This window comes from Mycolicibacterium fallax (assembly GCF_010726955.1).
GTDB classification, from domain to species: Bacteria; Actinomycetota; Actinomycetes; order Mycobacteriales; family Mycobacteriaceae; genus Mycobacterium; species Mycobacterium fallax.
Genome location: NZ_AP022603.1, coordinates 49,424 through 75,836, shown reverse-complemented (window position 1 = coordinate 75,836; position 26,413 = coordinate 49,424). Strand labels below are relative to the sequence as shown.

The 26,413-nt window shown below is 71.6% G+C and carries 25 protein-coding genes, 1 tRNA gene and 1 pseudogene; 11 read left to right on the top strand and 16 right to left on the bottom strand.

The genetic code is table 11. From position 1 onward, the window contains the following. The 3 genes from G6N10_RS00365 to G6N10_RS00355 are packed head-to-tail and all read right to left on the bottom strand — an operon-like array spanning position 1 to position 3,365. A complete protein-coding gene (locus tag G6N10_RS00365; RefSeq protein WP_085093399.1) occupies positions 1-1,089 on the bottom strand; it encodes an acyl-CoA dehydrogenase family protein in 1,089 nt (362 codons plus the stop codon). Further along, complete coding sequence (locus tag G6N10_RS00360; RefSeq protein WP_085093397.1) at positions 1,076-1,981, bottom strand: acyl-CoA dehydrogenase family protein; 906 nt, start codon at positions 1,979-1,981, stop codon at positions 1,076-1,078. Before G6N10_RS00360 ends, G6N10_RS00365 begins: the two co-directional genes overlap by 14 nt. Beyond that, complete coding sequence (locus tag G6N10_RS00355) at positions 1,959-3,365, bottom strand: class I adenylate-forming enzyme family protein (protein ID WP_085093395.1); 1,407 nt, start codon at positions 3,363-3,365, stop codon at positions 1,959-1,961. The genes G6N10_RS00360 and G6N10_RS00355 overlap by 23 nt, the downstream gene beginning before the upstream one ends. 137 nt (positions 3,366-3,502) lie before the next feature. Here G6N10_RS00355 and G6N10_RS00350 point away from each other — a divergent pair, with 137 nt between their 5' ends. Beyond that, positions 3,503-3,826, top strand: coding sequence for a 2Fe-2S iron-sulfur cluster-binding protein (locus G6N10_RS00350; RefSeq protein ID WP_085093393.1), 324 nt, complete (start codon positions 3,503-3,505; stop codon positions 3,824-3,826). On the opposite strand, the gene G6N10_RS00345 is transcribed toward G6N10_RS00350, so the two are convergent. Further along, complete coding sequence (locus G6N10_RS00345; protein WP_179962801.1) at positions 3,814-4,869, bottom strand: CaiB/BaiF CoA transferase family protein; 1,056 nt, start codon at positions 4,867-4,869, stop codon at positions 3,814-3,816. The genes G6N10_RS00350 and G6N10_RS00345 overlap by 13 nt on opposite strands. Positions 4,870-4,875: 6 nt before the next feature. Further along, on the bottom strand, positions 4,876-5,832 hold the full coding sequence (locus tag G6N10_RS00340; protein ID WP_085093389.1) for an LLM class F420-dependent oxidoreductase: 957 nt from the start codon (positions 5,830-5,832) through the stop codon (positions 4,876-4,878). Positions 5,833-5,963: 131 nt separating this feature from the next. Here G6N10_RS00340 and G6N10_RS00335 point away from each other — a divergent pair, with 131 nt between their 5' ends. From G6N10_RS00335 to G6N10_RS00320, 4 genes are all read left to right on the top strand, one after another. Then, the gene (locus G6N10_RS00335; protein WP_085093387.1) at positions 5,964-6,797 is read left to right on the top strand and encodes an SDR family oxidoreductase; all 834 of its coding nucleotides are present in this window, start codon (positions 5,964-5,966) and stop codon (positions 6,795-6,797) included. A 72-nt stretch (positions 6,798-6,869) separates the two neighbouring features. Then, a complete protein-coding gene (locus tag G6N10_RS00330; protein ID WP_085093385.1) occupies positions 6,870-7,481 on the top strand; it encodes a TetR/AcrR family transcriptional regulator in 612 nt (203 codons plus the stop codon). 51 nt (positions 7,482-7,532) lie between these two features. Beyond that, the gene (locus G6N10_RS00325) at positions 7,533-9,980 is read left to right on the top strand and encodes a lysylphosphatidylglycerol synthase transmembrane domain-containing protein (RefSeq protein WP_085093383.1); all 2,448 of its coding nucleotides are present in this window, start codon (positions 7,533-7,535) and stop codon (positions 9,978-9,980) included. 54 nt (positions 9,981-10,034) lie between these two features. Then, on the top strand, positions 10,035-11,522 hold the full coding sequence (locus G6N10_RS00320) for an HNH endonuclease signature motif containing protein (protein ID WP_085093381.1): 1,488 nt from the start codon (positions 10,035-10,037) through the stop codon (positions 11,520-11,522). Positions 11,523-11,535: 13 nt separating this feature from the next. On the opposite strand, the gene G6N10_RS00315 is transcribed toward G6N10_RS00320, so the two are convergent. Next, positions 11,536-11,618, bottom strand: a tRNA-Leu gene (locus G6N10_RS00315). A 35-nt stretch (positions 11,619-11,653) separates the two neighbouring features. Continuing rightward, positions 11,654-12,877 (bottom strand): NAD(P)/FAD-dependent oxidoreductase, encoded by a 1,224-nt coding sequence (locus G6N10_RS00310; RefSeq protein WP_085093379.1) that lies wholly within the window; start codon positions 12,875-12,877, stop codon positions 11,654-11,656. Between the two features lie 101 nt (positions 12,878-12,978). Here G6N10_RS00310 and G6N10_RS00305 point away from each other — a divergent pair, with 101 nt between their 5' ends. Genes G6N10_RS00305 through G6N10_RS00295 form a run of 3 tightly spaced genes read left to right on the top strand, consistent with a single transcriptional unit; the run spans position 12,979 to position 14,638 of the window. After that, positions 12,979-13,818 (top strand): LLM class F420-dependent oxidoreductase, encoded by an 840-nt coding sequence (locus tag G6N10_RS00305; protein WP_085093377.1) that lies wholly within the window; start codon positions 12,979-12,981, stop codon positions 13,816-13,818. 56 nt (positions 13,819-13,874) lie between these two features. Further along, the gene (locus tag G6N10_RS00300; RefSeq protein WP_085093375.1) at positions 13,875-14,291 is read left to right on the top strand and encodes a hypothetical protein; all 417 of its coding nucleotides are present in this window, start codon (positions 13,875-13,877) and stop codon (positions 14,289-14,291) included. Further along, the gene (locus G6N10_RS00295) at positions 14,288-14,638 is read left to right on the top strand and encodes a DUF3817 domain-containing protein (RefSeq protein ID WP_085093373.1); all 351 of its coding nucleotides are present in this window, start codon (positions 14,288-14,290) and stop codon (positions 14,636-14,638) included. Before G6N10_RS00300 ends, G6N10_RS00295 begins: the two co-directional genes overlap by 4 nt. A gap of 6 nt (positions 14,639-14,644) precedes the next feature. On the opposite strand, the gene G6N10_RS00290 is transcribed toward G6N10_RS00295, so the two are convergent. Continuing rightward, on the bottom strand, positions 14,645-16,063 hold the full coding sequence (locus tag G6N10_RS00290; protein WP_263993222.1) for an MFS transporter: 1,419 nt from the start codon (positions 16,061-16,063) through the stop codon (positions 14,645-14,647). A gap of 71 nt (positions 16,064-16,134) precedes the next feature. Here G6N10_RS00290 and G6N10_RS00285 point away from each other — a divergent pair. Next, positions 16,135-17,199 (top strand): annotated as a pseudogene (locus G6N10_RS00285) (acyltransferase family protein); the annotation flags it as partial. A 47-nt stretch (positions 17,200-17,246) separates the two neighbouring features. Here the strand turns inward: G6N10_RS00285 and rdgB are convergent. The 8 genes from rdgB to clpS form a co-directional block, all read right to left on the bottom strand. Then, positions 17,247-17,852, bottom strand: coding sequence for an RdgB/HAM1 family non-canonical purine NTP pyrophosphatase (gene rdgB / locus G6N10_RS00280; protein WP_085093371.1), 606 nt, complete (start codon positions 17,850-17,852; stop codon positions 17,247-17,249). Continuing rightward, positions 17,852-18,631: a ribonuclease PH gene (gene rph, locus G6N10_RS00275; RefSeq protein WP_085093369.1), complete on the bottom strand. Its 780-nt coding sequence runs from the start codon at positions 18,629-18,631 to the stop codon at positions 17,852-17,854. The genes rdgB and rph overlap by 1 nt, the downstream gene beginning before the upstream one ends. 20 nt (positions 18,632-18,651) lie before the next feature. Next, entirely contained in the window at positions 18,652-19,428 is a 777-nt protein-coding gene (locus G6N10_RS00270; RefSeq protein WP_234810441.1) for a cyclic nucleotide-degrading phosphodiesterase, read from the bottom strand. A gap of 84 nt (positions 19,429-19,512) precedes the next feature. Continuing rightward, positions 19,513-20,373: a glutamate racemase gene (murI, locus tag G6N10_RS00265; protein WP_234810440.1), complete on the bottom strand. Its 861-nt coding sequence runs from the start codon at positions 20,371-20,373 to the stop codon at positions 19,513-19,515. A gap of 92 nt (positions 20,374-20,465) precedes the next feature. Next, positions 20,466-21,119 carry a rhomboid family intramembrane serine protease gene (locus G6N10_RS00260; RefSeq protein WP_085093363.1) on the bottom strand — a complete coding sequence of 218 codons (654 nt, stop codon included), beginning with the start codon at positions 21,117-21,119 and terminating at the stop codon, positions 20,466-20,468. After that, a complete protein-coding gene (locus G6N10_RS00255) occupies positions 21,116-22,153 on the bottom strand; it encodes a P1 family peptidase (protein WP_085093361.1) in 1,038 nt (345 codons plus the stop codon). Before G6N10_RS00255 ends, G6N10_RS00260 begins: the two co-directional genes overlap by 4 nt. Further along, entirely contained in the window at positions 22,150-22,743 is a 594-nt protein-coding gene (gene aosR, locus G6N10_RS00250; protein ID WP_085093359.1) for an oxidative stress transcriptional regulator AosR, read from the bottom strand. The genes G6N10_RS00255 and aosR overlap by 4 nt, the downstream gene beginning before the upstream one ends. A gap of 4 nt (positions 22,744-22,747) precedes the next feature. Then, the gene (clpS, locus tag G6N10_RS00245; RefSeq protein ID WP_085093357.1) at positions 22,748-23,044 is read right to left on the bottom strand and encodes an ATP-dependent Clp protease adapter ClpS; all 297 of its coding nucleotides are present in this window, start codon (positions 23,042-23,044) and stop codon (positions 22,748-22,750) included. A 38-nt stretch (positions 23,045-23,082) separates the two neighbouring features. Here clpS and G6N10_RS00240 point away from each other — a divergent pair, with 38 nt between their 5' ends. Continuing rightward, positions 23,083-24,402 carry a nicotinate phosphoribosyltransferase gene (locus G6N10_RS00240; protein ID WP_085093355.1) on the top strand — a complete coding sequence of 440 codons (1,320 nt, stop codon included), beginning with the start codon at positions 23,083-23,085 and terminating at the stop codon, positions 24,400-24,402. Then, positions 24,384-26,396, top strand: coding sequence for an ATP-dependent DNA helicase (locus G6N10_RS00235; protein WP_085093352.1), 2,013 nt, complete (start codon positions 24,384-24,386; stop codon positions 26,394-26,396). Before G6N10_RS00240 ends, G6N10_RS00235 begins: the two co-directional genes overlap by 19 nt. Positions 26,397-26,413 lie beyond the last annotated feature (17 nt).

The window sequence follows — 26,413 nt, the reverse complement described above, 5'->3', positions numbered from 1 at the left end:
TCAGACTCCTAATCCCAGGATTCGTGAGGCGATGATGTTCTTCTGAATCTGCGAGGTGCCGCCCATCACACTCTGCGCGCGGCTGTACAGGTAGGCGCTGAACAGGTCCGGGTCGGCGGTGCCGCCGACCGCCAGGCCGGCGTGCCCAACGGACTGGTCCACCCAGGTCATCAGCAGCTTGTCGATCGAGCCGTCCGAGCCGTGCGAGATGCCGTCGAGCTGCTCGGACAGCCGCCGCCGCACGTGGTGGGTGAGCATCTCGGTCTGCACGGCCGCCCAGGCCAGGTCCTCGGGCACCGCCCCCGGACAGCGAGCGGCCATCTGGCGCACCAGCTTTCCGTACCGGGCGGCATACCCCAGCGTCGAGGGCTCGCGCTCGTGGCCGACGACGGTCATCGCCAGCGCCCAGCCCGCGCCGGGTTCGCCGACCATGTTCTCCGCCGGCACCACCGCGTCGTCGAAGCTGACCTGGCCGAACTCGGTGGTGGTGCCATTGATCATCTCCAGCGGCCGCTGCTGCACACCGGGCTGGTCCATCGCGACGATGAACGCCGAGATTCCCTTGTGCCGCTTGGCCTCCGGATCGGTGCGGGCCAACACCAGACACCAGTCGGCGACATCGGAGTAGCTGGTCCAGATCTTGTGCCCGTTGATCACCCAGTTGTCACCGTCCCGGGTGGCGGTGGTGGTCAGCGACGCCAGGTCCGAGCCCGCGCCGGGCTCGGAGAAGCCCTGGCACCAGCGCTGGGTGCCGTCGATCATGCCCGGCAGGAATCGGGACTGGATCTCCGCGCTGCCGTGGTGACCGAGGCCGACCACCAGGTAGCCCAGGCTGGGCCGCGGCGGGGCGCCGTAGCGGGCCAGTTCCTCATCGAGGATGACGTCGTAGACCGGCGGCAGTTCCTGGCCGCCGTATTCCTTGGGCCAGGTCACCCCGAAGAAGCCGCCGGCATACAGCGCGCGGTGCCACTCCCCCTGTTTTGCCCAGTACTCGTCGCCGGAGGTGGGAAACTCCTTGGCGTGCACCGAAAGCCAGTCACGCAGCCGGGCACGGAAGGCGGCCTCGTCGGCCGAATCACGAAAGTCCAAGATCGATCTCCTCCAACTTGACGGGCCACAGTTCGGTCGAGGTGAGCGCACGGCGCAGGTAGACGTGCGCCAGGCACTCCCAGGTGTTGCCAATGCCGCCGTGCACCTGGATGGACGTCTCGCACACCGTGCGGGCGGCGCGCGCGCAGTACAGCTTGGCGACCCGGGCCGCGCGCAGCGCCTCGGCCGGATCCAGTTCGTCAACCGCCCAGGCGGCGTGCCGCAGGATGCTGATCGAACCCTCGACCAGGGTCAGGCTCTCGGCGAGCAGGTGCGCCACGGCCTGATACGAGCCGATCGACTTGCCGTACTGCTCGCGGATCTTCGCGTACTCGACCCCGAGATCCAGGGCGCCCCGGGACACCCCGACCAGATCGGCGGCGGTGATCACCAGCGCCAGCGCCTGCCAGCGCACCGCGGCGTCGTCGTCAAGAGTGCCCACGGCGTCGAATTCGCCTACCGCGGCGCGGGTTCGGGTCAGATCGGCGCCGCCGTTCGGCTCGCCCACCGGCGCGGTGGCAACGGCCGGCCCGTCCACCCGGACCGCGGTGCGCGCGCCGCGGGCGTCGAAGGCCGCGCCGGCCACCGCGACGGTCAGCCCGTCGGCGGGCTGCCCACCGGAGCAGCGCAGCGCCTCATCGGCGAGCACCGGGCCCAGGAAGGCGGCGTCGACCAGTGCGCGGCCGAACTCCTCGGCGACGATCGCGACCTCCACCCCGGAGGCCCCGTCCGAGCGCAGCGATCGCCAGCCGGTACCGGCCAGCGCACGCTCCAGCCGGTCGATCCGGGCGGCGTCGTCAAGCTCGGCGACCGAGCCGGGGCCCAGATCGTCGGCCAGCTTGGCGGCCGCGTCACGCAACTGCTGTTGTTCACTTGTCAATCGGACATCCATGGCGCTCCTTCAGCACACGGCGCAGCACCTTGCCCGAAGGCAGGCGCGGTATTTCGGGGACGAACACGATCTCGGCGGGCCGTTTGTAGCCGGCCAGTCGGGAATCCACCAGGTCGATCAGTTCGGCGGCCGACACCTCGGCGCCGCGGGACACCGCGGCGATGACCCGCTCGCCGTCGGCACCCGCGGGCACTCCGAAGACCGCGCAGTCGGCGACCGCCGGGTGACCGTGCAGCACGGCCTCCACCTCGGCCGGGGCGACCTGGAAGCCCCGGACCTTGATCATCTCCTTACTGCGGTCGGTGATCTGCAACCAGCCGCCGTCGTCGAACACACCGATGTCACCGGTGTGGTACCAGCCGTCGGTGACCGCCTCGGCGGTCGCCGAGTCGGGCAGATAGCCGGCCATCAGCGAGTCCGCGGCCGCCCAGATCTCGCCCGGCTCGCCGACCGGGGCGGCGGTCCCGTCGGGACGGACCGCCCGCAGCCGCACCCCGGGAGCCGCCCGCCCGACGGTGTCCAGCCGGCCCGATCCGATCTCGTTGCAGGCCAACACCGGAAGCTCGGTGCTGCCGTACGCGGTCAGCCAGCACACCCCGGTGCGGCGGGTGACCGTCTCGGCGACGGCGGCGGTGACCGGGGTGGCGCACCACATCAGGTAGCGCAGCGAGGACAGGTCGAAGCGCTCCAGCTCGGGGTGCGCGGCGATCGCCAGCGCGATCGGCGCGACGGCCATCTCGACGGTGATCCGGTCGGTCTCAATACCGGCCAGCAGCGCGTCGATGTCGAAGCGGCGGTGCAGTCGCAGCCAACCCCCAACGTCGAGCATGGTGGCGATGTTGAGCAGGCCGAGGATGTGCGACGGCGGGGTGGCGATCTGCATCCGGTCGCGGTCGGTCAGCGCCAGCACCGTGCGCCAGTGCGCGACCGCGGCGGCGAACGATCCGTGAGTGTGCCGGACCGCCTTGGGCAGGCCGGTGGTGCCCGAGCTGAACACCAGCACCGCCTCGTCGCCGGGGTCCGGCGCGGGCGGCGGCGGCGCGTGCGGAGCGGCCGCGATCGGTTCGTCGAGGTGACGCATCGGCAGCTGCTCGGCCAGCACCGGATGATCGCCGACGGCGATGTCGGCGCCGGTCAGGTCGAGTGCGTGCCGCACCTCGCCGGACTTCCACGCCGGGCTGAGCAGCACGACGGCCGCGCCGAGGCGCCACACCGCGTAGAGCGCGACGACGAACTCGGGCCGGTTCGACGACATCAGGGCAACCCGCCGACCGGGTCCGGCGCCGCGTTCGGCCAATTCAGCGGCCAGTCCGGCGATGTCGGCGTCGAGTTCGGTGCGCCGGTAGGACCGCTGCGGGCCGACGAGCACGACCGGATCGGGCATCGGTCCTCCTCGAGGGTGCGGCGGGCAAATCCCGGATGAGAATACTATTCTCGTTGCGGTAGAATACACCTACCATAGTGATTGCCACGCTGCGTGAGGTGGCCATTGCCGACACCGTTTGGAGAGGTAAGAGTCCCATGACTTCACCGGCGTCCGCCGACACCGCAACGGCCGGCAGCACCGCGGAGCGGCCGGAGGTGACCGTCCACCTCGATGGTCGGCACGCCACCATCACCGCGCAACCGGGCGAGACCATCCTGGAGTCGGCCCGCCGCGCCGGGCTGACCCCGCCGTTCTCCTGCGAGGCAGGCAACTGCGGCACCTGCATGGCCAAGCTGTCCAGCGGGACGGCGACCATGCGGGTGAACGACGCCCTCGATGACGACGAGGTCGAGGAGGGCTACGTGCTGACCTGCCAGGGCGTTCCGGACTGCTCGGTCGAGGTCGACTACGACTGCTGATTGGCGCCCAGCGCCGGCGCGGGCCGGTAATCCGGGGTGTGACCGTCGATCCGGATCGGGCAACCGACCAGCCGGTACGGCCCGGCGGTGATCACGCTGTCCGGGTTGCGGTCCAGGGCCTCGGGCAGCGTGCGCACCGCGGCCGCCGGAATCCCGCGCGCGGTGAGCCGAGTCTCCCAATTGCTCGCGGTGTCGGTCGCCAGCGCCGCGGACACCGCCGCCAGCACCGCCTCCCGGTTGGCGACCCGTTCGGCCATGGTGGCAAAACCCGACAGCCCGGCCTCCGCGGCAAACGCCCGCCAGAACCCGTCGTAGGTGATGAACAGCGCGAGGTACCCCGCCGCGGTGTCGAAGAGCTGGGCCGGCACGTAGAACTTGTGCGCCCCGTTGGGCAGCCGCTGCGGGTGCACGCCGTCGTTGAGGTAGGCCGCGGCGTGGTAGTTGAGCTGGGAGAGCATCACGTCGCGCATGCTGACGTCGAGCTGCCCGCCGCGCCCGGCGATGATCTGCGCCAGCAGGCCCAGCGCGGCGGTGAGCCCGGTGGAGTTGTCGACCGAGGTGTAGCCGGGCAGCGTCGGCGGGCCGCCGGGATCGCCGGTCATCGCGGCGACCCCGGTGGCGGCCTGCACGATGTGGTCGAACGCCGGATGGTCACCGCCGTGCAACCCGAAACCGGTCAGCGCCACGCAGACGATCTTCTCGTTGTGCCGCCGCAGCGCCTGGTAGGTCAACCCGAACCGGTGGATCGCCGAGGGCTTCATATTGACCAGCAGGGCATCCGATTCGGCGACCAGCTCGCCGAGCCGGCGCTGCCCCGCCGCGGTGTCGAGCTCCAACACCACCGATCGTTTGCCGCGGTTGATGCTGGCGAAGTAGCTGTCGGAGACCTGACGGGAGATGTCGCCGGCCGGCGGCTCGATCTTGGTGACCTCGGCGCCCAGATCGGCCAGCATGAGCGTGGCGTACGGCCCGGCCAGCACCGAGCCGACCTCGATCACCTTGATGCCGGCCAGCGGACCGGCCTGCGGGGAACCGTTCGTCACGGCCACCTAGCGTAGTTCGGCGGCCAGCGCCCCAATCACCTCGCGGGTGCGGTACTTGGACGCGATCAGCTCATCGCGGTTGTCGCCGATCGGCAGCAGCCGCACCGACAGGTCGGTCACCCCGGCGTCGGCGAACTGCCGGAACCGGCGCAGGATCGCCTCCTCGTCGCCGGCCGCGCACAGGTCCCCGACGTCGCGGGCGTCGCCGCGGTCGAGCAGCCGCTGGTAGTTCGGCGAGGTCTCGGCCTCGGCCAGGATCCGGTTGGCGCGCTGCTTGGCGGCGTCGATCTCGGAGTTGGCACACAGGCACACCGGGATGCCGGCCACGATGCGCGGCGCCGGCCGGCCGGCGTCGGCGGCGGCCTTGTTGATCTTCGGGGCGATGTGGTCGCCGATCGCGCGCTCGTCGGCCATCCACAGCACGGTGCCGTCGGCGAACTCGCCGGCCAACTGCAGCATCACCGGGCCCAGCGCGGCCACCAGCACCGGCATTTTGGTCTCGGCGCCCAGCGCGGTCGGGTTGTGCACGGTGAAGGTGTCGTTCTCCACGTCGACCGGCCCGGGCCCGGCGATGGCCGCGTTGAGCACCTCCAGGTAGTCGCGGGTGTAGCCGGCCGGCCGCTTATACGGCAGCCCGAGCATGTCCTCGATGATCCAGTGGTGCGACGGCCCGACCCCAAGCGCGAGCCGACCGCCGGACCCGGCATGAACCGAAAGTGCTTGCCGGGCAAGGGCGATCGGGTGCTGGGCCTGCAGCGGCACCACGGCGGTGCCGAGCTCGATGCGGCTGGTCCGGCCGCCCATCAGCGACACCATGGTCAGGCAGTCGAAGTCGTCGGGCACCTGCGGCATCCAGGCGGTGTCCAGCCCCGCGGACTCGGCCCACTCGATGTCGGCGAGCAACTTGGTGACCTTGCGGTTCATGTCCCCGCGTTCGGCACCGATCATCACACCCAAGCGCATTGGCGGCCCACTCCTTCATCCCGACGATCCGGACAACCCTCGGTGATAACGTACTTGCAGAAAAAGAGAATGCCAATATCGCCTAGCGGGAGTCGCCTTCCGCAGCCGCGTTTCGACTCCCGGGAGCTCCCATGACGGCACTGCAGGACCGCACCCTGATCATCTCCGGCGCCAGCCGCGGCATCGGCCTGGCGATCGGCCTGTCCGCCGCCCGCCAGGGCGCCAACGTGGTGCTGCTGGCCAAGACCGCCGAACCGCACCCGAAGCTGCCCGGCACCGTCTACACCGCGGCCGCCGAGATCGAGGCGGCCGGCGGCCGCGCGGCCGCCGTCGTCGGCGACGTCCGCAACGAGGCGGACGTCGAGCGTGCCGTCGCGGTCGCCGTCGACACCTTCGGCGGGGTCGATGCCTGCATCAACAACGCCAGCGCGATCTTCACCGCGCCCACCGACCAGCTCTCGGCCAAGCAGTTCGACCTGATGATGGACATCAACGTCCGCGGCACCTTCCTGCTGACCCGGGCCGCGATCCCGCACCTGCGCAAGTCCCAGAACGCGCACGTGCTGACGCTGGCCCCGCCGCTGAACATGAACCCGTACTGGCTGGGACTGCACCCGAGCTACACGCTGAGCAAGTACGGCATGACGCTGCTGGCGCTGGGCTGGGCCAGCGAGTACGCCGACGTGCCGATCGCGTCGAACTGCCTGTGGCCGGAGACCTACATCGCCACGGCCGCGGTGACGAACCTGGCCTCCGGCGACGACGACATGGTCGCCCGGTCGCGCAGCCCGCAGATCATGGGTGAGGCCGCCGCGGAGATCCTGTCCCGGCCGGCGGCACAGGCCAGCGGCAACTGCTACATCGACTCGGCGGTGCTGGCCCAGGCCGGCCGCACCGACCTGTCGCCCTACGGCGGCGGCGACGACCCGATCCTGGACCTGTTCCTCGACGCCGGGCAGTACTGAGCGGGAAATCCGCCGGCAGCACCGCGGGGCGGACTATTCTCAACGACGGTCAACCAGCGGGCGGAGGGCGCGATGACGGTAGACGCCCGCCCGTCGGGCACCGAGGTGGCGCCGGGCACCGACCGTGACGCGGAGATCGAACGGATCCTGACCGCCGCGGTGCGGGTGATGGAACGCTGCTCCCCCGGCCCGCCCAAGGTCACCGACATCGTGCTGGAGGCCGGCACCTGCAACAAGACGTTCTATCGGCATTTCAGTGGCAAGGACGACCTGCTGCTGGCGGTGCTGCGCCGTGGCACCGCGGTGGTGGCCGCGCAGCTGGCCGCCGAGATGGCCGGCGACCCCGCCCCCGAGGTCCAGGTCGCCCACTGGGTGCGCGGCCTGTTGGCCCAGGTCGCCGACCCCCGGCTGTTCACCCTGTGCAATGCCACGCTGGCCCAGATGTCGGCGACCGCGCACGACCGGGTCAATGACGAAGACACCATGGCCCCACTGCGCGACCTGCTCACCGAGCCGCTGAACCGGATGGGCCGGCCGGACCCGATCCGCGACGCCGACACCGTCTACGACGCCACCATGGGCACCCTGCGCCGGTACATCGGATCACGCCGACGACCGCCGGCCGCCGACGTCGAGCATCTGGTGCGGTTCTGCCTCGGCGGGATCGGCGTCACCGCCCAGTAGATTGTCCGCAGGCCGTCGACCGGCTGTTGACCAACCGGGAGTTCCGTGGGCATGCGAGTGGACGGGCGCGAGATCGCCGTTTCCGGGAAGCTCCTGCTGCCGTGGAACCGCCGAACCAACGATCTGATCCGGCTGGCGCTGTCGACCATCTTCCTGGCCACCATCATCACCAGTTCGATGATCACCCGCAATGACTGGGAAGCGCTGGAGCGCTCCATCTCCGACATCGTCGGGGTGCTCACCCCCACCCAGTCCAACCTGGTGTACCTGGCCTACGGCATCGCGATCCTGGTGTTGCCGTTCGGCATCCTGATCGGGCTGATCGCCGGCCGGCAGTGGAAGCTGCTCGGCGCGTACGCGGCGGCCGGCGCCATCGCGGTGCTGTCACTGTCGGTCAGCGGCAACGGCTTCGCCGCGCCGCAGTGGCACTTCGACATGTCCGACCGGCTGCACACCGTGCTCGCCCAGTTCCTCGACGATCCACGCTGGATCGCCATGCTGGCGGCGATGCTGACGGTGTCCGGCCCCTGGCTGCCGGCCCGCTGGCGGCGCTGGTGGTGGACCCTGCTGCTGGCATTCGTCCCGATCCACCTGGTCGTCTCGGCGATCGTGCCGGCCCGCTCCCTGCTCGGCCTGTCGGTCGGCTGGTTCATCGGCGCACTGGTCGTCCTGGTCGTCGGCACCCCGGCGCTCGAGGTGCCGCTGGAAGCCGCGATCCGTGCGCTGCACCGCCGCGGACACGTCGTCACCGCGCTGTCGGTGGTGCGCCCGGCCGGGCCCGGAGCGCTGATCCTGCAGGCCACCTGTCAGCAGGCACCGGCCACCGAACAGGCCCCGCGCACCCCCGGCCCGACCTGGCGGCCCTGCTGCCCGACGCCCGGCGCCGCCCTGCTGGAGCTCTACGGACCCAATCAGCGCGCCGGCGGCCTGATCCGCCAGTTCTGGCGCAAGGTCCGGCTGCGCAGCGCCGAGACCGCGCCGCTGCACGCGTCCATGCAGCGCGCCGTCGAGCACCGCGCGCTGATGTCGGTGGCGATCGGGGACCTCGGCCTGGCCAACACCTCGACCGTGGCGCTGGCGGTCCTGGACCGCGGCTGGATGCTGCACGCCCGCACCGCCGCCCGGGGCCGACCGGTCACCGCGGACCTTCCGGTGGAGCGGATCTGGCGGGCCCTGGCCGAACTGCACGACGGCCAGATCTCGCACGGCGACCTGCGGATCGGCGAACTCACCGTCGAGTTCGGCGCCAGCACCGACGAGGCCAGCACCGTGCTGTTCGGCGGTTTCGGCAAGGCCGAGTTCGGGGCCACCGATGTCGGCCTGCAGGCCGACATCGCGCAGCTGCTGGTCACCACGACCGCCGTCTACGGCGCGGAACCGACGGTCGCCGCCGCGATCGAGGTCTTCGGCCGCGATAAGGTTCTGCAGGCCTCCCGGAGGCTGACCAAGGCCGCCATGCCGACCCGGATCCGGGCCTCGGTGCCCGACGCGGGCGCCCTGCTCAGCGCGGCGCGCGATGAGGTCAAAAAGCAGACCGGCGCCGTCCAGATCCAGACCGAGACCATCACCCGGTTCACCCGCTCCCAGGTCATTCAACTGGTGCTGCTGGTGGCGCTGGTTTACGTGGCGTACCCGTTCATCAGCACCATGCCGACGTTCTTCTCCGAGTTGCGCACCGCCAACTGGTGGTGGGCGCTGCTGGGCCTGGGCGTCTCGGCGCTGACCTATGTCGGCGCGGCGCTGTCACTGTGGGCCTGCGCCGACCGGCTGGTCAGCTTCCGCAACCTGACGATCATGCAGGTCGCCAACACCTTCGCCGCGACCACCACCCCGGCCGGCGTCGGCGGCCTGGCCCTGAGCACCCGGTTCCTGCAGAAGGGCGGCCTGGGTGCGGTGCGGGCGACCACCACCGTCGCACTGCAGCAGAGCGTCCAGATCATCACCCACCTGAGCCTGCTGCTGGTGTTCAGCGTGGCGGCCGGCACCCGAGCCGACCTGTCGCACTTCGTCCCGTCGGCCACCGTGCTGTACCTGATCGGCGGCGCCGCGCTCGGCGCGGTCGGCACCTTCATGTTTGTGCCCAAGCTGCGCCGCTGGCTGGGCACCGAGCTGCGGCCCAAGCTCAAGGAAGTGCTGGTCGACCTCGGCGAGCTGGCCCGCGAGCCGAAACGTCTCGGCCTGATCGTGCTGGGTTGTGCGGCAACGACGTTGGGGGCCGCGCTGGCGCTGTGGGCCAGCGTGGAGGCCTTCGGTGGCGACACCTCGTTCGTGACGGTCACGGTGGTGACAATGGTCGGCGGCACGCTCGCCTCGGCGGCGCCGACCCCCGGCGGCGTCGGCGCGGTGGAGGCCGCCCTCATCGGTGGTCTGGCCGCCTTCGGGGTTGCGATGGGAATCGCCGTGCCGGCCGTGCTGCTCTACCGGATCCTGACCTGCTGGCTGCCGGTCTTCATCGGCTGGCCGGTGATGCGCTGGCTGACCCGCAACGACATGATCTGACGCCCGTCCCGCCGAACGTGGCACTTGTCACAGCATCGGCGTACATTCGAAGGTATGTTCGAATCGACGGTGCATGCGCCCGAGGAACTGCGCACCCTCGGCGATGCCGCCCTGGTCGACGCCATCACCGCCTCGGCGCGCACCGCGGCCGCGGTGCAGGCCCACCACCTGGCCGCGATCGCCGAGCTGGCCCGCCGCCGACTCGCCGGCGCACAACACCCGCGCTGGGCCTGCGACGACTGGGACAGCGCCGCCGCCGAAATCGGCTGCGCCCTGACCATCAAGCACGGCCGCGCGCTGAGCCTGATGGAACGCGCCCGCACCCTGGCCGACGAGCTGCCCAAGGTCGGCGCACTGTTTCTGGCCGGGCGGATCAGCGCGCCGACGGCGATGACCATCGTCGCGCGCACCACCCTGATCACCGACCCGGACGCCCGAGCCGAGGTGGACGCCGAGATCGCCGCGAAGGTGACCCGCTGGGGACCGCTGTCCCAGCTGAAACTGGAGACCACCATCGACGCGATCATCGACACGGTGGATCCCGACGCGGTGCGCCGGACCCAACGAACCCGCATCGACCGACAGATCACCATCGGCGACCCCCGCAACGACGACAACGACCTGAGCACCATCTGGGGCCGGATCAGCGCCGTCGATGCCGCACTGCTGGACGAAACGCTGACCGCGATGGCCAAGAACGTCTGCGACGACGACCCCCGCACCCTGGCCCAACGCCGCGCCGACGCCCTCGGCGCGCTGGCCGCCCACGCCGATCGGCTGGTCTGCGCCTGCGACAACCCGACCTGCCCGGCCAAGACCGGCACCCACCCCGCCGCGCACGTCACCATCCACATCGTCACCAACCACATCGTCACCAACGCCCCCGTCAACACCGTGCCCGGCCCCGCCCCGGCCGCACCCGGGGCCCGGCCCACCGCGGTGATTCCCGGCCGCGGGTTCGTCTCCGCCGAAACCGTGGCCGACCTGATCACCCACGGCGCGACCATCCGCCGCGTAGCGACACCGACAGCAGCCGATCCCGAACGCCGCTACCGGCCGTCGGCCCGACTCGACGAATTCGTCCGCACCCGCGACCTGACCTGTCGCTGGCCCGGCTGTGAGCGGCCCGCGACCAAATCCGACATCGACCACTCCAACCCCTGGGACGACGGGGGCCACACCCACCCCTCGGCCCTGAACGACAAGTGCCGGCTCCATCACCTGCTGCGGACCTTCTGGGATGACTGGACCGAAGTCCAGCACCCCGACGGCCGCATCACCATCACCAGCCCCACCGGGCACAGCTACACCAGCGCCCCGTTCAGCCGAGTCCTGTTTCCCGGCTGGGACACCAACACCGGCCCGGCCCCACCACCGGGCAAACCCCGACGCAAGCGCCGATCCGGACGCACCCTGATGATGCCCGCCCGAAAACAACCCCGGGCCAACAGCCGCGCCCGACGCATCGCCGCCGAGCGGGCCCGCAACCACGCCGCCATCCTCGCCGAGGACCCCGGCCGCTTCGACCCGCCACCGTTCTGACGACTCAGCTGAGTGCGGGCGGTGGGATTCGAACCCACACGCTCTTTCGAGCAATGGCACCTAAAGCCATCATGTCTGCCGTTCCATCACGCCCGCGTGCGGCAGATTTTACGGGGCGCGCCGCCCGGAGCTCAGCGCAGCGGGTCAAACGGCGCGATCGTCGGATCGGTCTGCCCGGTGACGATCCGTTTGGCCAGCATCTTGCCGGTGGCCGGGCCCAGCACCATGCCCCACATGCCGTGGCCGCCACCGACGTACACCCCGGGAGCGCGGGTCGCACCGACCAGCGGCAAGCCGTCGGGAGTGACCGGGCGCGAACCCACCCACTCGTCGTGCCGGTCATCGAGGTCCACCCCCGTCAGCAGCGGGCGGACCTGATTGACGATGGCCTGGATGCGCCGCGGCTGCAGCGGCTCCTCGGGCCGGCGAAACTCCATCGTGCCGGCGATCCGGAAGCGGCCCTGGTAGGGCGTGCAGGCGATGCGCTGCCTGGGCAGGTACAGCGGATGCTCGACCGGCCGGTCGGTCTTGACGGTGAAGGAATAGCCGCGCCCGGCCTGCACCCGGGTGCGCACCCCAAGTCCGCGGGCCAGCTCCGGCAGCCACGCACCGGTGGCGATCACCACCGCGTCGGCGGCCAACTGCTGCCCGTCGGCCAGCCGCACGCCCGGGCGCGCGGCCGCGTCCACCGCGACGACGGCACCGCCGGTCAGCAGTCGCGCGCCGCGGGCCAGCACGGCCTCACCGAGGGCCGCCAGGTACGGCCCGGGCTCCAGAAACCGTTGCCCGTCCAGCCGATAGGCCGCACCGACCCGGTTCGACAGCACCGGGCAGTGCGCCTGGGGATCGGCCAGTCGGGACAGCGGCACCTGTTGGCCGTGCCGATTGGCGCCGTCGATCTCGCGCAAGAAACCGGTTGCCTCCGAGGGTTTTTCGAAGGCGATGATGAATGGGCCCGGTTGCGTCCAGGATTGGACACCGCCGGCATCGAACTCGTCAAAACAGGCCAGGGCGATCCGGTCGATCGGGGTCAGCGCGGCCATCGCGGTGTCCCAGGAACGACGGGTGCCGTGCGCGGCGAACCGGGCCAAAAATGCCCACAAGCCGAAATCCACCCGCACCGGCACGTGCAACGCGGCGTCGGGATCCAGCAGCGCCCGAGGTCCGTAGGCCCACAGGCTCGGATCGGCCAGCGGGATCGCCTTGCCGGGGGTCAGCCAACCGGCATTGCCCCACGACGATCCGGCGGCAACCCCGCCGCGGTCGATGACCGTGACATCCACCCCGTATTCCTGCAGATGCCAGGCGGTGGCCAACCCGACCATCCCCGCGCCCACCACGATCGCCTGCACCATTGCGCAACCTCCCGCCCTCGCCGACGCCTCCCCTCGATCATGCCCCGGCATGCGGCGAAGGGCGCACATCGCCACGGCCGCGCGGACTACCCTCGGCGAACGTGCGATTCGCCTTCAAAACCTCCCCGCAGAACACCACCTGGGCCGACATGCTGGCGGTCTGGCAGGCCGCCGACGAGATCGACGTCTTCGAATCCGGCTGGACCTTCGACCACTTCTATCCGATCTTCTCCGATCCGACCGGTCCGTGTCTGGAGGGCTGGGTGACGCTGACCGCGCTCGCCCAGGCCACCCGGCGGCTGCGCGTCGGGGTGATGGTCACCGGCGTCCACTACCGCCATCCCGCGGTGCTGGCGAACATGGCCTCGGCGCTGGACATCATCTCCGGCGGTCGACTGGAGCTGGGCATCGGCGCGGGCTGGAACGAGGAGGAGTCCGGCGCCTACGGCATCGAGCTCGGCAGCATCCGGGAGCGATTCGACCGCTTCGAGGAGGCCTGCCAGGTGCTCACCGGGCTGCTCAGCCAGGAGTCCACTACCTTCCACGGCCGGTACTACCAACTCACCGACGCCCGCAATGAGCCGAAGGGCCCGCAGCAGCCGCACCCCCCGATCTGTATCGGCGGCAGCGGCGAGAAGCGCACCCTGCCGCTGACCGCGCGCTACGCCGACCACTGGAACTTCGTCGGCGGCACCCCGGCGGAGTTCGCGCACAAGCGCGACGTGCTGGCGGCCCGCTGCGCCGACATCGGCCGGGACCCCGCCGAGATCACCCTCAGCGCGCACGTGCGCATGGAGGCGGATCTGGACTGCGCGAAGGCCGTCGAGGACGCGTTGGCGCTCGGCGCCGAGGGCCTGGACCTGGCGATCGTCTACCTGCCGACACCGCACAACCCGGCGGTGGTGGAGCAGCTGGCACAGGCCATCCGCGACGTCGGGTAGGCCCGCGCGGGAGCGGTGATTCCTGCCCGGCGGGGCCCAGACGGTACGGTCGAAGGGTGTCCGCACCCCCTCGCCGCCGGCCCGCGCTGATCGCGCTGGCGCTGCTGGCCGCGACCGGCTGCCTGGCCCTGGGCTGGTGGCAGTGGACGCGCTTCGAGTCGAACGCGGGCACCTTCCAGAATCTCGGCTACGCGCTGCAATGGCCGATGTTCGCGGTGTTCTGCATCTACGCCTACCGCAAGTTCGTCATCCTGGAGGCCAACCCCGAGACGCCGCCGGCCCCGGATCGCCCGACCGAGATTCCCGAGGAACTGCTGCCGCCGCGCCCGGGGTTCGCGACGCTCACCGAGGACGACGACCCGGTGCTGGCCGAGTACAACCGCTATCTTGCCGACCTGGCCGCCGCAGACGGCGACGCCCCCGCCGCCGGCGATGCCGGCACCGACACCCCGCAGGACAGGACCACCGCATGAGTGCCCCGAAAACCGAACCCACCGGCGCCGCGCCCGTCGAAAAGATCCGCCAGGCGCTGAACCTGTATCGGGTGCTGGCCTGGACGACGGGTGTTTGGCTGATCGCGCTCTGCTACGAGATGTACGTCAAATACATCATGCACGTGGACAACCCGCCGAACTGGATCGGCGTCGTGCACGGTTGGGTGTACTTCGCCTACCTGCTGGCCACCGCCAGCCTGGCGGTCAAGGTCCGCTGGCCCATCGGCAAGACCATCGGCGTGCTGCTGGCCGGCACCATCCCGCTGGTCGGCATCGTCGTCGAGCATTTCCAGACCCAGGAAATCAAGGAACGCTTCGCGGTCTGAGCCGGCTCAGGCCCTGAGCGCGGCGACCGGGTCGGGCATCAGCGCCGCCAGCAGCGCGCCCAGCAGGGCCACCGTCCCGGCGACGTACATGGCGACCTGGAAGGCCGCCTGACTCGGCACCGCGCCGTCGATTCCGGGGACGACGACCACCATGGCGGCCATGATCGCGCCCATCACCGCGCTGGACAGCGAGGTCCCCAGCGACCGGGCCAGCGCATTGATGCCGTTGGCGGCGGCCGTCTCGGTGATCGGGACCGCCGCGTTGATCAGGGTCGGCAGCGCCGCGAAGCCGAAGCCGACCCCGATGCTGAGGATCACGTTGAGCAGCCCGATCAGCGCCGCCGAACCGATCAGCCACGGCCCGACCAGATAGCCCAGCGCGATGATCGCGCTGCCGAGCACCAGGGTGAACTTGGGTCCGCGCCGCGCCGCCAGCACCGCCGAGGCCGACGCGCACATCATCATCGCCAGGCCGCCGGGCGCCAACCACAGTCCGGTGCTGGTCAGCGACTGCCCCAGCCCGTAACCGGTCGCCGCGGGCAACTCCAGGATCTGCGGGGCGATCAGGCTCAGCGCGAACAGCGAGAAGCCCATGCAGATTGAGGACAGGTTGGTCAGCAGCACCGGCGCACGCAGCGTGGTGCGCAGATCCACGATCGGCGACGGGATCGCCAGCTGCCACGCCGCGAACAACCCGAAGGTGACCAGCGAGGCGGCCAGCAGCGACAGCGTCAGCCGGTCGGTCCAGCCCCAGACCGCGCCCTTGGAGATCGGCAGCAGCAGCAGCACCAGCCCGGCCGCCAGCAGCACCGTGCCCAGCGGGTCGAAACGCCCCGTCGACACCGGGGGCACCGCGGGCACCAGGGTCACAAACAGCACCAATGCCGTCACGCCGAGCCCGGTGGCCAGCCAGAACAGCGCGTGCCAGTGGTAGTGCTGGGCGATGATCGCCGACAGCGGCAGCCCGAGCGCTCCACCGACGCCGAGCGAGGAACTCATCGTCCCGGTCGCCGATCCGACCCGTTCGGGCGGCATCGCGGCCCGCAGCACCGCGATGCCCAGCGGGATGATGGCCATGCCCAGGCCCTGCAGGCCGCGCCCGAGGACGAACGGCACCAGCGTGCTGCTCAGCGCGCAGACCAGTGACCCGGCCGTCAATCCCAGCGCGCTGACGATCAGCATCCGCCGCGGTCCGTACATGTCGCCGAACCGGCCGAACACCGGGGTGGCGACCGCTGCGGTCAGCAGGGTGGCGGTGATCGCCCAGGAGGCGTCGGCGGCGCCGACGCTGAGCATCCGCGGCAGCTCCGGGATCACCGGCACGATCAGCGTCTGCATCAGCGACACCGCGATGCCCGCGGCCGAGAGCACCACGACCAGCACCGAGGGATGCCGGGAGCGCACGCTGAAGCGGGCAGGATCCACGAGGGGGCAGCGTACCCGTGTTTAGCCATGCTTACTAAATCGCCGGGGGTCCGGCCACTAGACTGGTGACCATGACCGTCGGCCAGGCCGGCCGCGACGGTGCGCTGACCGGATTGCGGGCGGTGGCGGCGGTGCTGGTGATCGGCACCCACACCGGATTCGCCACCGGCATGCTCAGCCACGGTTACGTCGGCAACCTCTTCGCGCGACTGGAGATCGGCGTGCCGATCTTCTTTGCGCTGTCGGGGTTCCTGCTGTTCCGGCCGTGGGTCCGCGCCGCGAAATCCGGCGCCGACGCGCCGTCGACGCCGCGCTACGCGCGCCGGCGGATCCGCCGCATCGTGCCGGCCTACCTGGTGGCCGTGCTGGTGACGTTCGCCATCTACACGGTGTTCGACGTCGGCCCCAATCCGGGTCAGAGCTGGCTGGGGCTGCTGCGCTACCTCACCCTCACGCACATCTACACCGACGACTTCCTGGCGACCTACCTGCACGTCGGACTCCCGCAGATGTGGAGCCTGGCCGTCGAGGTGTCGTTCTACGCGCTGCTGCCCGTCGCGGCGTGGCTGCTGCTGCGCCATCGCCGGGGCCCGCGCTGGCGGCCGCGGGCGGTACTGGCCGCGCTGGCCGCCGCGGCGCTGATCGAGCCGGTGTGGCTGGTGGTGTTGGGCAGCACCCACTGGCTGCCCCGCGCGGCCGGGATGTGGCTGCCCGCGCATCTGACGCCGTTTCTCGGCGGCATGGCCCTGGCCGTGCTGGCGGCGATGGGCGTGCGGGCGCGGGCCCGGGTGCTGCTGCCGATCGCGGTGGCCGGCTACCTGGTGGCGGCCAGCCCGCTGGGCACCGCCGAGTTTCTCGGCCCGGTGCGGTGGTGGCAGCCGGTCGTCATCGCGGCGCTCTACGGGCTGGCCGCGACCTGCGCGCTGGCCCCGCTGGCGCTCGGCGACCACGGCTGGTGGCACCGGTTGCTGAGCCTGCGGCCGGTGGTGTTCCTCGGCGAAATCTCCTACGAGATCTTCCTGCTGCACGTCGCGGTGATGGCGTTGACCATGGACCTGCTGCTGGGCTGGCCGATCTTCACCGGGTCACCGGCGATCCTGTGGCCCGCGACGCTGGCGATCACCGTCCCGTTCGGCTGGCTGCTGCACCGGGTGACCGCGCCGCGCTCGACCCGGGCGGCCGATCAGGCCAGTGTGCGCAGCGCGGGCACCAGCAACTCCAGCGCCCGGCTGCGGTGCGAGACCGCGTCCTTTTCCGCCGGGCTCAGCTCGGCCGCCGAACGGTCGTCGCCCTCGGGCAGGAACACCGGGTCGTAGCCGAAACCGCCCTGACCGCGGGGCTCGCGGGCGATCGACCCGCGCCACTGGCCGCGGACGGTGCGCTGATCGTCGGGGCCCGGTCCCCAGACCAGCGCGCACACCGAAACGAATCCGGCGCCGCGACGCTGCTCGGGCACATCGCAGAGCTGCGCGAGCAGCAACCGGTAGTTGCCGACGTCGTCGCCGTGAGTGCCGGACCAGCGCGCCGAGAGCACCCCGGGCATCCCGTTGAGGGCGTCGACGGCCAGGCCGGAATCATCGGCCAGGCACGGGATTCCGGTGGCCGCGAACCCGTCACGGGCCTTGGCCAGCGCGTTGTCCTCGAAGCCGGCGCCGGTTTCGGGCGCCTCCGGGTATTCCGGAACGTCATCGAGCGACAGCAGCACCAGGTCCACCCCGCTGGAGTCGAGAACCCGGCGCAGCTCGGCCAGCTTCTTGCGGTTGCGGGTGGCCATCAACAGCCGAGGCATCAGCTCCCGAAAGCCTTCTTCGGTGCCGGGCCCTCCGGAAGCACCCCGGGGTACGGCAGTTCCAATGCGGCGCGCTGGATTTCGAACAGCTGCTCGCAGCCGACCAGCGCCGCGTCCAGCATCTTGTCCAGCGTCGAGCGCGGGAACGTCGCGCCCTCGCCGGTGCCCTGCACCTCGACGAAGGTGCCGGTGTCGGTGGCGACGATGTTCATGTCGACCTCGGCGCGGGAATCCTCCTCGTACGGCAGGTCGACGCGCACTCGGCCGTCGACCACCCCGACGCTGACCGCGGCGATCGCGCAGGACAGCGGCCGGGGGTCAGAGAGCCGGCCCGCCGCGCCCAGGTAGGTGACGGCGTCGGCCAGCGCCACGTAGGCGCCGGTGATCGCCGCGGTGCGGGTGCCGCCGTCGGCCTGCAGCACGTCACAGTCGATGGAGATGGTGTTCTCCCCCAGCGCACGCAGGTCGATGCAGGCGCGCAGCGAGCGACCGACCAGCCGGCTGATCTCCTGGGTGCGACCACCGACCCGGCCCTTGACCGATTCGCGGTCCGAGCGGGTGTGGGTGGCGGCCGGGAGCATGGCGTACTCGGCGGTCAGCCAGCCCAGGCCGGAGCCCTTACGCCAGCGCGGCACGCCCTCGACGACGCTGGCCGTGCACAGCACCCGGGTATCGCCGAACTCCACCAGGACCGATCCGGCCGGATGCGAGGTGAACCCGCGGGTGATCTTTACCGGCCGGAGCTCGTCATCGGAGCGGCCGTCTTCGCGACTGGTCACCCGGCAACCCTAGCCCGCTGCTACCGCGAGCGGGTGCAGCGGACGTCGAAACCCTCGCCGGCAACCACGGCGTGCACCGGACCGTCGAAGGCGGCCTTGGCCTCGGCGATCACGTCCTCGCGGGAGGTCCACGGCGGAATGTGGGTCAGCAGCAACTCCCCGACCCCGGCCGCGGTGGCGATCTGACCGGCCTCGGTCCCGGACAGGTGCAGGTCGGCGGGATTTTTCGGGCTGTGCGTCCAGGACGCCTCGCACAGGAACACGTCGGCGCCCTGGGCGAGCTCGACGATGGCGTCGCAGATGCCGGTGTCGGCGCTGTAGACCAGCACCGCTCCGCTCGGGTCGGTGAACCGCATCCCGAACGAAGCGGTGGGGTGCTTCATCTCGCGCACGTGCACGTTGAGCGCGCCGTAGCTGATGGTCTGGCCGTCCGACCAGGAGTGCACGTCGAAGATGTCGGTGAAGTCGTCGAGTTCGGCGCCGTGCGGCGAGGAGGCCGCCGCCATCCGCGACCAGGTGTCCGCCGGCCCGTACATCAGCGCCTTGCCGGTCGGCGCATTCGGGTGGTAGCGCCGCCAGACGAACAGTCCCGGCAGGTCCAGGCAGTGATCGGCGTGCAGATGGGACAGGAAGACGTTGACCTCGCCCGGGTCGGCGAACCGTTGCAGCGTGCCCAGCACGCCCCCGCCGAAGTCGATTGCCAGCGGCTCGGTGCCCGGCGCGGTCAACAGGTAGCCCGACGCCGGAGAATCCGGTCCGACCACGCTGCCGGAGCAACCAAGCACAGTGACGCGCACCTCACCAGCTTGCCATGCCGCCGGTGGCCGCGACCCGAACATCGGCACATCCCGTCGGCGTGGCGGCAATCACAGCCGCCGGGCCTACCGGTCGGCGTGCCGGGTGTGCCCGGCGGCGGGTTCCACGCCGGTGATGGCGGGCCCTAGGAATCGGGAGGCCAGCGCCAGGAACGCCTCGGGGTCGCCGGTCGCCTCGAACCGGCGACCGGGCGGTGGCAGGTCGTGCGGGCGCAGCAGATCTTGCTCGGTGAGGACCCGCAGCAAATCCTTGGCGGTCTCCTCGGCGCTGGACACCAGGGTCACCCCGTCGCCGACGACCAGCTGGATCAGCCCGGACAGCAGCGGATAGTGCGTGCAGCCCAGCACCAGAGTGTCGACGTCGGCGCGCTGCAGCGGCTCCAGGTAGCCCTCCGCCAGGTTCAGCACCTGCCGACCGCTGGTGATGCCGCGCTCGACGAAGTCGACGAACCGGGGGCAGGCCACCGCGGTGATCTCGGTGCCCACCGCGGCGCCGAACGCGTCCTGGTAGGCCCCGGAGGCGACGGTCGCCTCGGTCCCGATCACCCCGATCCGGCCGCTGCGGGTGGTCGCGACCGCCCGTCGCACCGCGGGCAGGATCACCTCGACCACCGGCACGTCGTAGCGTTCCCTGGCGTCGCGCAGGCACGCCGAGGACGCCGAGTTGCAGGCGATGACCAGCGCCTTGACCCCGCGTTCGACCAGGTCGTCCATGATCGCCAGGGCATGCGCGCGGATATCGGCGATGGGCAGTGGACCGTACGGCCCGTTGCCGGTGTCGCCGACGTAAATCATCTCCTCGTCGGGCAGCATGTCGATGATCGCGCGGGCGACGGTGAGCCCGCCGACCCCGGAATCGAACACGCCCACCGGGCGACTCGACGAGGGGCGTTCTTTCCCCGAGGAAGAGGTCGCCCGCGACCCCACCGGGCGACTCGACGAGGGGCGTTCTTTCCCCGAGGAAGAGGTCGCCCGCGACAGCACCGGGCGACTCGACGAGGGGCGTTCTTTCCCCGAGGTCATCCGCGCACCGCCCGCCGCTCGGCCCGCGCCTTGCGTTCCGGGCCGGACAGCAGATAGGCGGCGACCACACCGGCGATCGCGCCGCACAGGTGGGCCTGCCACGACACGCCGCCGCAGCGGTTGAGCACCGGGACCGCGCCCCACAGCACGCTGCCGTAGCCGACCAGCACGATGACGCTGACGATGATCTCCCAGGGCCGCCGGCTGAACCAGCCGAACACCAGCAGGAAGGTCAGCCAGCCGAAGATCAGGCCGGAGGCGCCGATGTGGATGGAGGAGCCCGGGCAGGGGCCGACGTCACCGATCAGCCAGGTGCCGAATCCGCCGAGCACCCAGATGACGGCGGTGGCCGAGACGAATCTGGCCATCCCCGACAGCGTCATCAGGAAGCCGAGCACCAGCAGCGGGATCGTGTTGGCGATCAGGTGCGCCCAGTTGGCGTGCAGCAGCGGGGCGAAGGCGATGCCCCAGAGTCCGTCGGCGCTCATCGGCGCGATGCCGTGGTAGTCCAGCCGGTGCCCGGCGACGGTGTCGATGAGTTCGATCAGGTAGAGCACCGCGACGAAACCGGCGATGGTGGCGGCGCCGACCTGCCAGGCCGGGCGCGGTTTGGCCGGTTCGGTGCCCAGGTGGCCGGTCGGGATGGTCATGCGAACGCCCCCGGCAACAGATCGCGGTAGGTCGGGATGTCGGCGACGGTGCTTGCGGCGAACACCCCGACGAGCACGGCGGTGGCCAGCGCCTCGGCGGCGGCCGCGCCGACGGCGGCCAGCAGCGGGGTCTCCGCAGACATCTGCGGCGGGGTCTGCGGGTCCGGCGGCACCCGCACCGCGCCGGTGGACAGCGCGAAGACGGTGTCGCCGTCGACCGGGGTGTGCGCCGGGCGGATGGCGTGCGCCAGGCCGTCGTGCGCGGCGATCGCCATCCGCCGGCAGCCGGCCGGGGACAGTGCGGCGTCGGTCGCGACGACGGCGATGGTGGTGTTCAGCGGGTTGTGTTCGGCGTCCCGGGCGGCAAACGCCGCGACCTGGTCCGGCGGCGGGGTCCGCAACCCGAATCTGCGCACCGCGTCGGCCATCCAGGGCAGCCCGGTGTCCGGGTCGATGACGCTGCCCGCGCTGTTGACGATCGCCAGGGCGCCGACGGTGACCCCGTCGTAGCGGCCGCCCAGCCGCACCGACGCGGTGCCGACACCGCCCTTGAGCACCCCGGAGCGGGCGCCGGTGCCCGCACCGGCGGTGCCCACCGCGACCTCGGTGCCGGCCGAGCGGGCCGCGGCGTAGCCGAAGTCGGCGGTCGGCCGGGACGACCAGGCACCGACCGGCAGGTCGAAGATCACCGCGGCCGGCACGATCGGCACCAGCCCGCCGGACATCGCGACGCCGCGGCCCTGACTCTCCAGCCAGTTCATGATCCCGTCGGCGGCGGCCAGCCCGTAGGCGCTGCCGCCGCACAGCGCGATCGCGTCGACGTACTGCACGCTGTTGGCGGGGTCCAGCAGTTCGGTCTCGCGGGTGCCCGGCGCGCCACCGCGGCAGTCCACGCCGCCGACGGTGTTCGGCGGGGTGAGCAGCACCGTCGTGCCCGACGCCCAGCCGGTGCCGAGGGTGGCGTCGTCGTCCAGCCAGTGGTGCTGGCCGACCAGGATGCCGGCGACGTCGGTGATCGAGCCGTGCCGGTTCATGCCCGCTTGCCCATCAGTCCCAGCACCAGGTACTCCTGCAGCGCGGTCAGCCAGTGGTAGACGTCGAGGTGCCCGGCCAGCGGATGGTCCACCGGCAGCAGGTCCGGGCCGCCCGCGCCGACGCCCAGGATGGTGCCCAGCGCCAACCGGATGTCGTTGACGGCGGCGATCCAGGCCTGCGCGTCGGCCTCGGTCAGCTCCAGGCGTCCGCCGTCGCGCGGGCAGGTGTCGCGCATCCGGGTGGCCGCCTCGCGCTTGGCGTCGATGATGGCGGGCTCGTGCACGCTGCGCAGCGCGCCGTTGAAGTCGGCGGGGCCGATCCCGTCGGGCATCTCGGTGGCCCCGGTCGCGTCGGCGCGATAGAAGTCCGGCAGCAGCCGGGCCAGGGTGTCGTCGGCCGGCGGGGCCGACGGGCCGGTGCGGATCCCGGTGATGGCCTCCAGTTCGTCGGCCGGGGATTGCGCCTGGCGGCCGTCGAGCATCTCCAGCACCGAGTCGATCATGTTGTGCAGCAGGGCGGCCTCGTGCGATTCCAGCTCGGAGCGGAACCGGGGTCCCTCAGCGGTGTCGACCCGCTTCCATTTGCGCACCGGTCTAGGAGTCCTGCTGCATGCTCGCCCAGAGCCCGGCCGCGTGCAGCTTGGCGACGTCGATCTCCATCGATTCCCGGCTGCCCGCGGTCACCACCGCCTTGCCCTCGTTGTGCACCTGCAGCATCAGCTTGGTGGCGTGCGGCTCGGAGTAGCCGAACAGCGTCTGGAACACGTAGGTCACGTAGTTCATCAGGTTGACCGGGTCGTCCCAGACGATCGTCACCCAGGGTGCGTCGACGGCGTCGACGGGATCGGTCAGCCGCTGATCGGCCGGCTTGGTCGGTGCGGAGGCGGCCATATCGACAGGATAACGCCGCCAGGCATTAGCGTGAGTCCGTGACGGTGTCCCTGCTGACCGACAAGTACGAGCTGACCATGCTCTCGGCGGCGCTGCGCGACGGCACCGCGGCGCGGCGCTGCGTGTTCGAACTGTTCGCCCGCAGGCTGCCCGCGGGTCGGCGCTACGGCGTGGTCGCCGGCACCGGCCGGCTGCTCGACGCGCTGGCCCGGTTCCGGTTCGACGACGACGATCTGCGGGCCCTGCGCGGTGACATCGACCCGGCGACGATCGATTTCCTGCGCGATTTCCGGTTCACCGGCGACATCGACGGCTACCCCGAGGGCGAACTGTATTTCCCGGACTCGCCGGTGCTGGCGGTGCGCGGCAGCTTCGCCGAATGCGTGCTGCTGGAGACCCTGGCGCTGTCGATCTACAACCACGACTCCGCGATCGCCTCGGCCGCGGCCCGGATGGTCAGCGCCGCCGGGGGCCGGACGCTGATCGAGATGGGTTCGCGGCGCACCCACGAGCGTTCCGCCGTCGCCGCCGCCCGGGCCGCCTACCTGGCGGGGTTTGCCGCCACCTCCAACCTGGAGGCCGGCCGGAGTTTCGGTGTCCCGACCACCGGCACCAGCGCGCACGCGTTCACCATGCTCTACGCCGGCCCGGACGGCCCGAACGAGCCGGCCGCGTTCGCCGCGCAGGTCGCCGCGCTGGGCACCGACACCACCCTGCTGGTCGACACCTACGACGTCAGCACCGGCATCGCCAACGCCGTCGCCGCCGGCGGCCCGCGGCTGGGTGCCATCCGGATCGACTCCGGTGACCTGGGCGTGCTGGCCCGGCAGGCCCGCGAGCAGCTCGACGCGCTGGGCGCCACCGGCACCCGGATCGTGCTGTCCGGGGATCTCGACGAATACTCGATCGCCGCGCTGCGCGCCGAACCGGTCGACGGCTACGGGGTCGGGACCTCGGTGGTGACCGGGTCCGGGTCGCCTGCCGCGGGCATGGTCTACAAGCTTGTCGAGGTCGACGGCCTGCCGGTCACCAAGCGCAGCAGCAACAAGGTGTCCCACGGCGGCGCCAAGCGGGCGGTGCGGCTGGCGCGGGAGTCCGGGACCGTCACCGAGGAACTCCTCTACCCGGCCGGCGCGCCGCCGCGGGTCGACGGGCCGGCCCGCGAGCTGATGACCCCGCTGGTGCGCGACGGCGTCGTGGTGGCCGACCCGGATCTGGCGGCGGCCCGGCGGCGGGTCGCCGACGCTCTGCTGACCCTGCCGTGGGAAGGTCTCAAGCTGTCGCACGGGGAGCCCGCCATCGCGACCCGGATCATTGCGCCGGGCCACAACGAGGAGTCATGGCCGACACATCGGTAACCGAACTGCTGGCCGCCGCGGTCACCGCGCTCGGCGGCACCCGCCGCGACGGGCAGGTGGCGATGGCCGAGGCCGTGGACCGGGCGTTTCACACCGGTGAGCACCTGGCGGTGCAGGCCGGCACCGGCACCGGCAAGTCGCTGGCGTACCTGGTGCCGGCGATCAAACATGCCGCCGACGGCAACGGCCCGGTGGTGGTGTCGACCGCCACCATCGCGCTGCAGCGCCAACTCGTCGACCGCGACCTGCCCCGGCTGACCGCCGCGCTGACCGGCACGCTGCCGCGCACCCCGAGCTTCGCGCTGCTCAAGGGCCGCGGGAACTACCTGTGCCTGAACAAGCTGCACACCGGCGGCACCGGCGCCGAGGAGGCCGAGCTGCCCCAGGAGCAGCTGTTCAACCCGGCCACCGCCAGCGCCCTGGGCCGGGAGGTGGTGCGGCTCAACGAATGGGCGCAGGACACCGAGACCGGCGACCGCGACGAGCTGCGGCCCGGCGTCACCGACCGGGCCTGGGGGCAGGTCAGCGTGTCGGCCCGGGAATGCCTGGGGCCCTCGCGCTGCCCGTACGCCACCGAGTGTTTCTCGGAGCGGGCGCGCGCCGAGGCCGGCCGGGCCGACGTCGTCGTCACCAACCACGCGCTGTTGGCCATCGACGCGATCGCCGACGCGGCGGTGCTGCCCGAGCACGCGCTGCTGGTCGTCGACGAGGCCCACGACCTGGTCGACCGGGTGACCGGGGTGGCGACCGGGGAGCTGACCGCGACGTCGATGGGCACCGCGTCGCGGCGCAGCGGGCGGCTGATCGACGCCGAACTGACCGAGCGCCTGGACGCCGCGGCCGCGACGCTCTCGGCGGACCTGCATGAACGCGACGCCGGCCGGATCGACATCCTCGACGAGGATCTCGGCCGCGCGCTGACCCTGCTGCGCGACGCCGCGGGCGCCGCCCGCAGCGCCATCGACACCGCGCCGACGGATCCGAAGGCCGCGGCCGCGCGTTCGGAGGCGGTGGCCGCCCTCGACGAGGTCGCCGACACCGCCGCCCGGATGCTGGATTCGTTCGGCCCGGCGATCCCCGACCGGCTCGACGTGGTGTGGCTGGACCGCGAGGAGATCCGCGGCAACACCCGGGTCGTGCTGCGGGTGGCGCCGCTGAGCGTGGCCGGGCTGCTGCGGCACCGCCTGTTCGCCGAGACCACCACGGTGCTGACCTCGGCGACGCTCACGCTCGGCGGCTCGTTCGACGGGATGGCCGGCGCCTGGGGCCTGACCAGCCCCGATCCGGAGAAGTCGGTGCGCTGGCGCGGCCTGGACGTCGGCTCGCCGTTCGACCACGCCCGCTCCGGCATCCTCTACATCGCCAAGCACCTGCCGCCGCCGGGGCGCGACGGCAGCGCCTCGGAGGCCCAGCACCGCGAGATCGCCGAGCTGATCGAGGCCGCCGGCGGCCGCACCCTGGGGTTGTTCTCGTCGATGCGCGCGGCCCGGGCGGCGGCCGACGAGATGCGCCAGCGGCTGGACACCCCGGTGCTGTGCCAGGGCGAGGACGCCACCGCCCTGCTGGTGGAGAAGTTCGCCGCCGACCCGCAGACCTCGCTGTTCGGGACGCTGTCGCTGTGGCAGGGCGTCGACGTGCCGGGCCCGTCGCTGTCGCTGGTGCTGATCGACCGGATCCCGTTCCCGCGGCCCGACGATCCGCTGCTGACCGCCCGGCAGCGGGCCGTCGCCGCCCGCGGCGGTAACGGGTTCATGGCGGTGGCCGCCAACCATGCCGCGCTGCTGCTCGCCCAGGGCGCCGGCCGGCTGCTGCGCCGGGCCGATGACCGCGGCGTGGTCGCGGTGCTCGATTCCCGGATGGCGACCGCCCGGTACGGCGGGTACCTGCGCTCGTCGCTGCCACCGTTTTGGACCACCACCGACGGTGCGCGGGTGCGGGCCGCGCTTCGCCGGTTGCGGGGCGCCGACACCGAATCGGCGCCGAGCCCCGAGTGAGCCGCCCGGAGCGGCGG

Excerpts from the sequence above, each read along its gene's own strand:
- G6N10_RS00255 (WP_085093361.1), bottom strand. The coding sequence starts at position 22,153 with ATGAACCGGCACGGCTCGATCACCGACGTCGCCGGCATCCTGGTCGGC.
- G6N10_RS00235 (WP_085093352.1), top strand. The coding sequence starts at position 24,384 with ATGGCCGACACATCGGTAACCGAACTGCTGGCCGCCGCGGTCACCGCG.
- rdgB (WP_085093371.1), bottom strand. The coding sequence starts at position 17,852 with ATGCCTCGGCTGTTGATGGCCACCCGCAACCGCAAGAAGCTGGCCGAG.
- G6N10_RS00295 (WP_085093373.1), top strand. The coding sequence starts at position 14,288 with ATGAGTGCCCCGAAAACCGAACCCACCGGCGCCGCGCCCGTCGAAAAG.
- G6N10_RS00320 (WP_085093381.1), top strand. The coding sequence starts at position 10,035 with ATGTTCGAATCGACGGTGCATGCGCCCGAGGAACTGCGCACCCTCGGC.
- G6N10_RS00360 (WP_085093397.1), bottom strand. The coding sequence starts at position 1,981 with ATGGATGTCCGATTGACAAGTGAACAACAGCAGTTGCGTGACGCGGCC.
- clpS (WP_085093357.1), bottom strand. The coding sequence starts at position 23,044 with ATGGCCGCCTCCGCACCGACCAAGCCGGCCGATCAGCGGCTGACCGAT.
- G6N10_RS00355 (WP_085093395.1), bottom strand. The coding sequence starts at position 3,365 with ATGCCCGATCCGGTCGTGCTCGTCGGCCCGCAGCGGTCCTACCGGCGC.
- G6N10_RS00335 (WP_085093387.1), top strand. The coding sequence starts at position 5,964 with ATGACGGCACTGCAGGACCGCACCCTGATCATCTCCGGCGCCAGCCGC.
- G6N10_RS00260 (WP_085093363.1), bottom strand. The coding sequence starts at position 21,119 with ATGACCATCCCGACCGGCCACCTGGGCACCGAACCGGCCAAACCGCGC.
- G6N10_RS00325 (WP_085093383.1), top strand. The coding sequence starts at position 7,533 with ATGCGAGTGGACGGGCGCGAGATCGCCGTTTCCGGGAAGCTCCTGCTG.
- G6N10_RS00330 (WP_085093385.1), top strand. The coding sequence starts at position 6,870 with ATGACGGTAGACGCCCGCCCGTCGGGCACCGAGGTGGCGCCGGGCACC.
- G6N10_RS00340 (WP_085093389.1), bottom strand. The coding sequence starts at position 5,832 with ATGCGCTTGGGTGTGATGATCGGTGCCGAACGCGGGGACATGAACCGC.
- G6N10_RS00350 (WP_085093393.1), top strand. The coding sequence starts at position 3,503 with ATGACTTCACCGGCGTCCGCCGACACCGCAACGGCCGGCAGCACCGCG.
- G6N10_RS00310 (WP_085093379.1), bottom strand. The coding sequence starts at position 12,877 with ATGGTGCAGGCGATCGTGGTGGGCGCGGGGATGGTCGGGTTGGCCACC.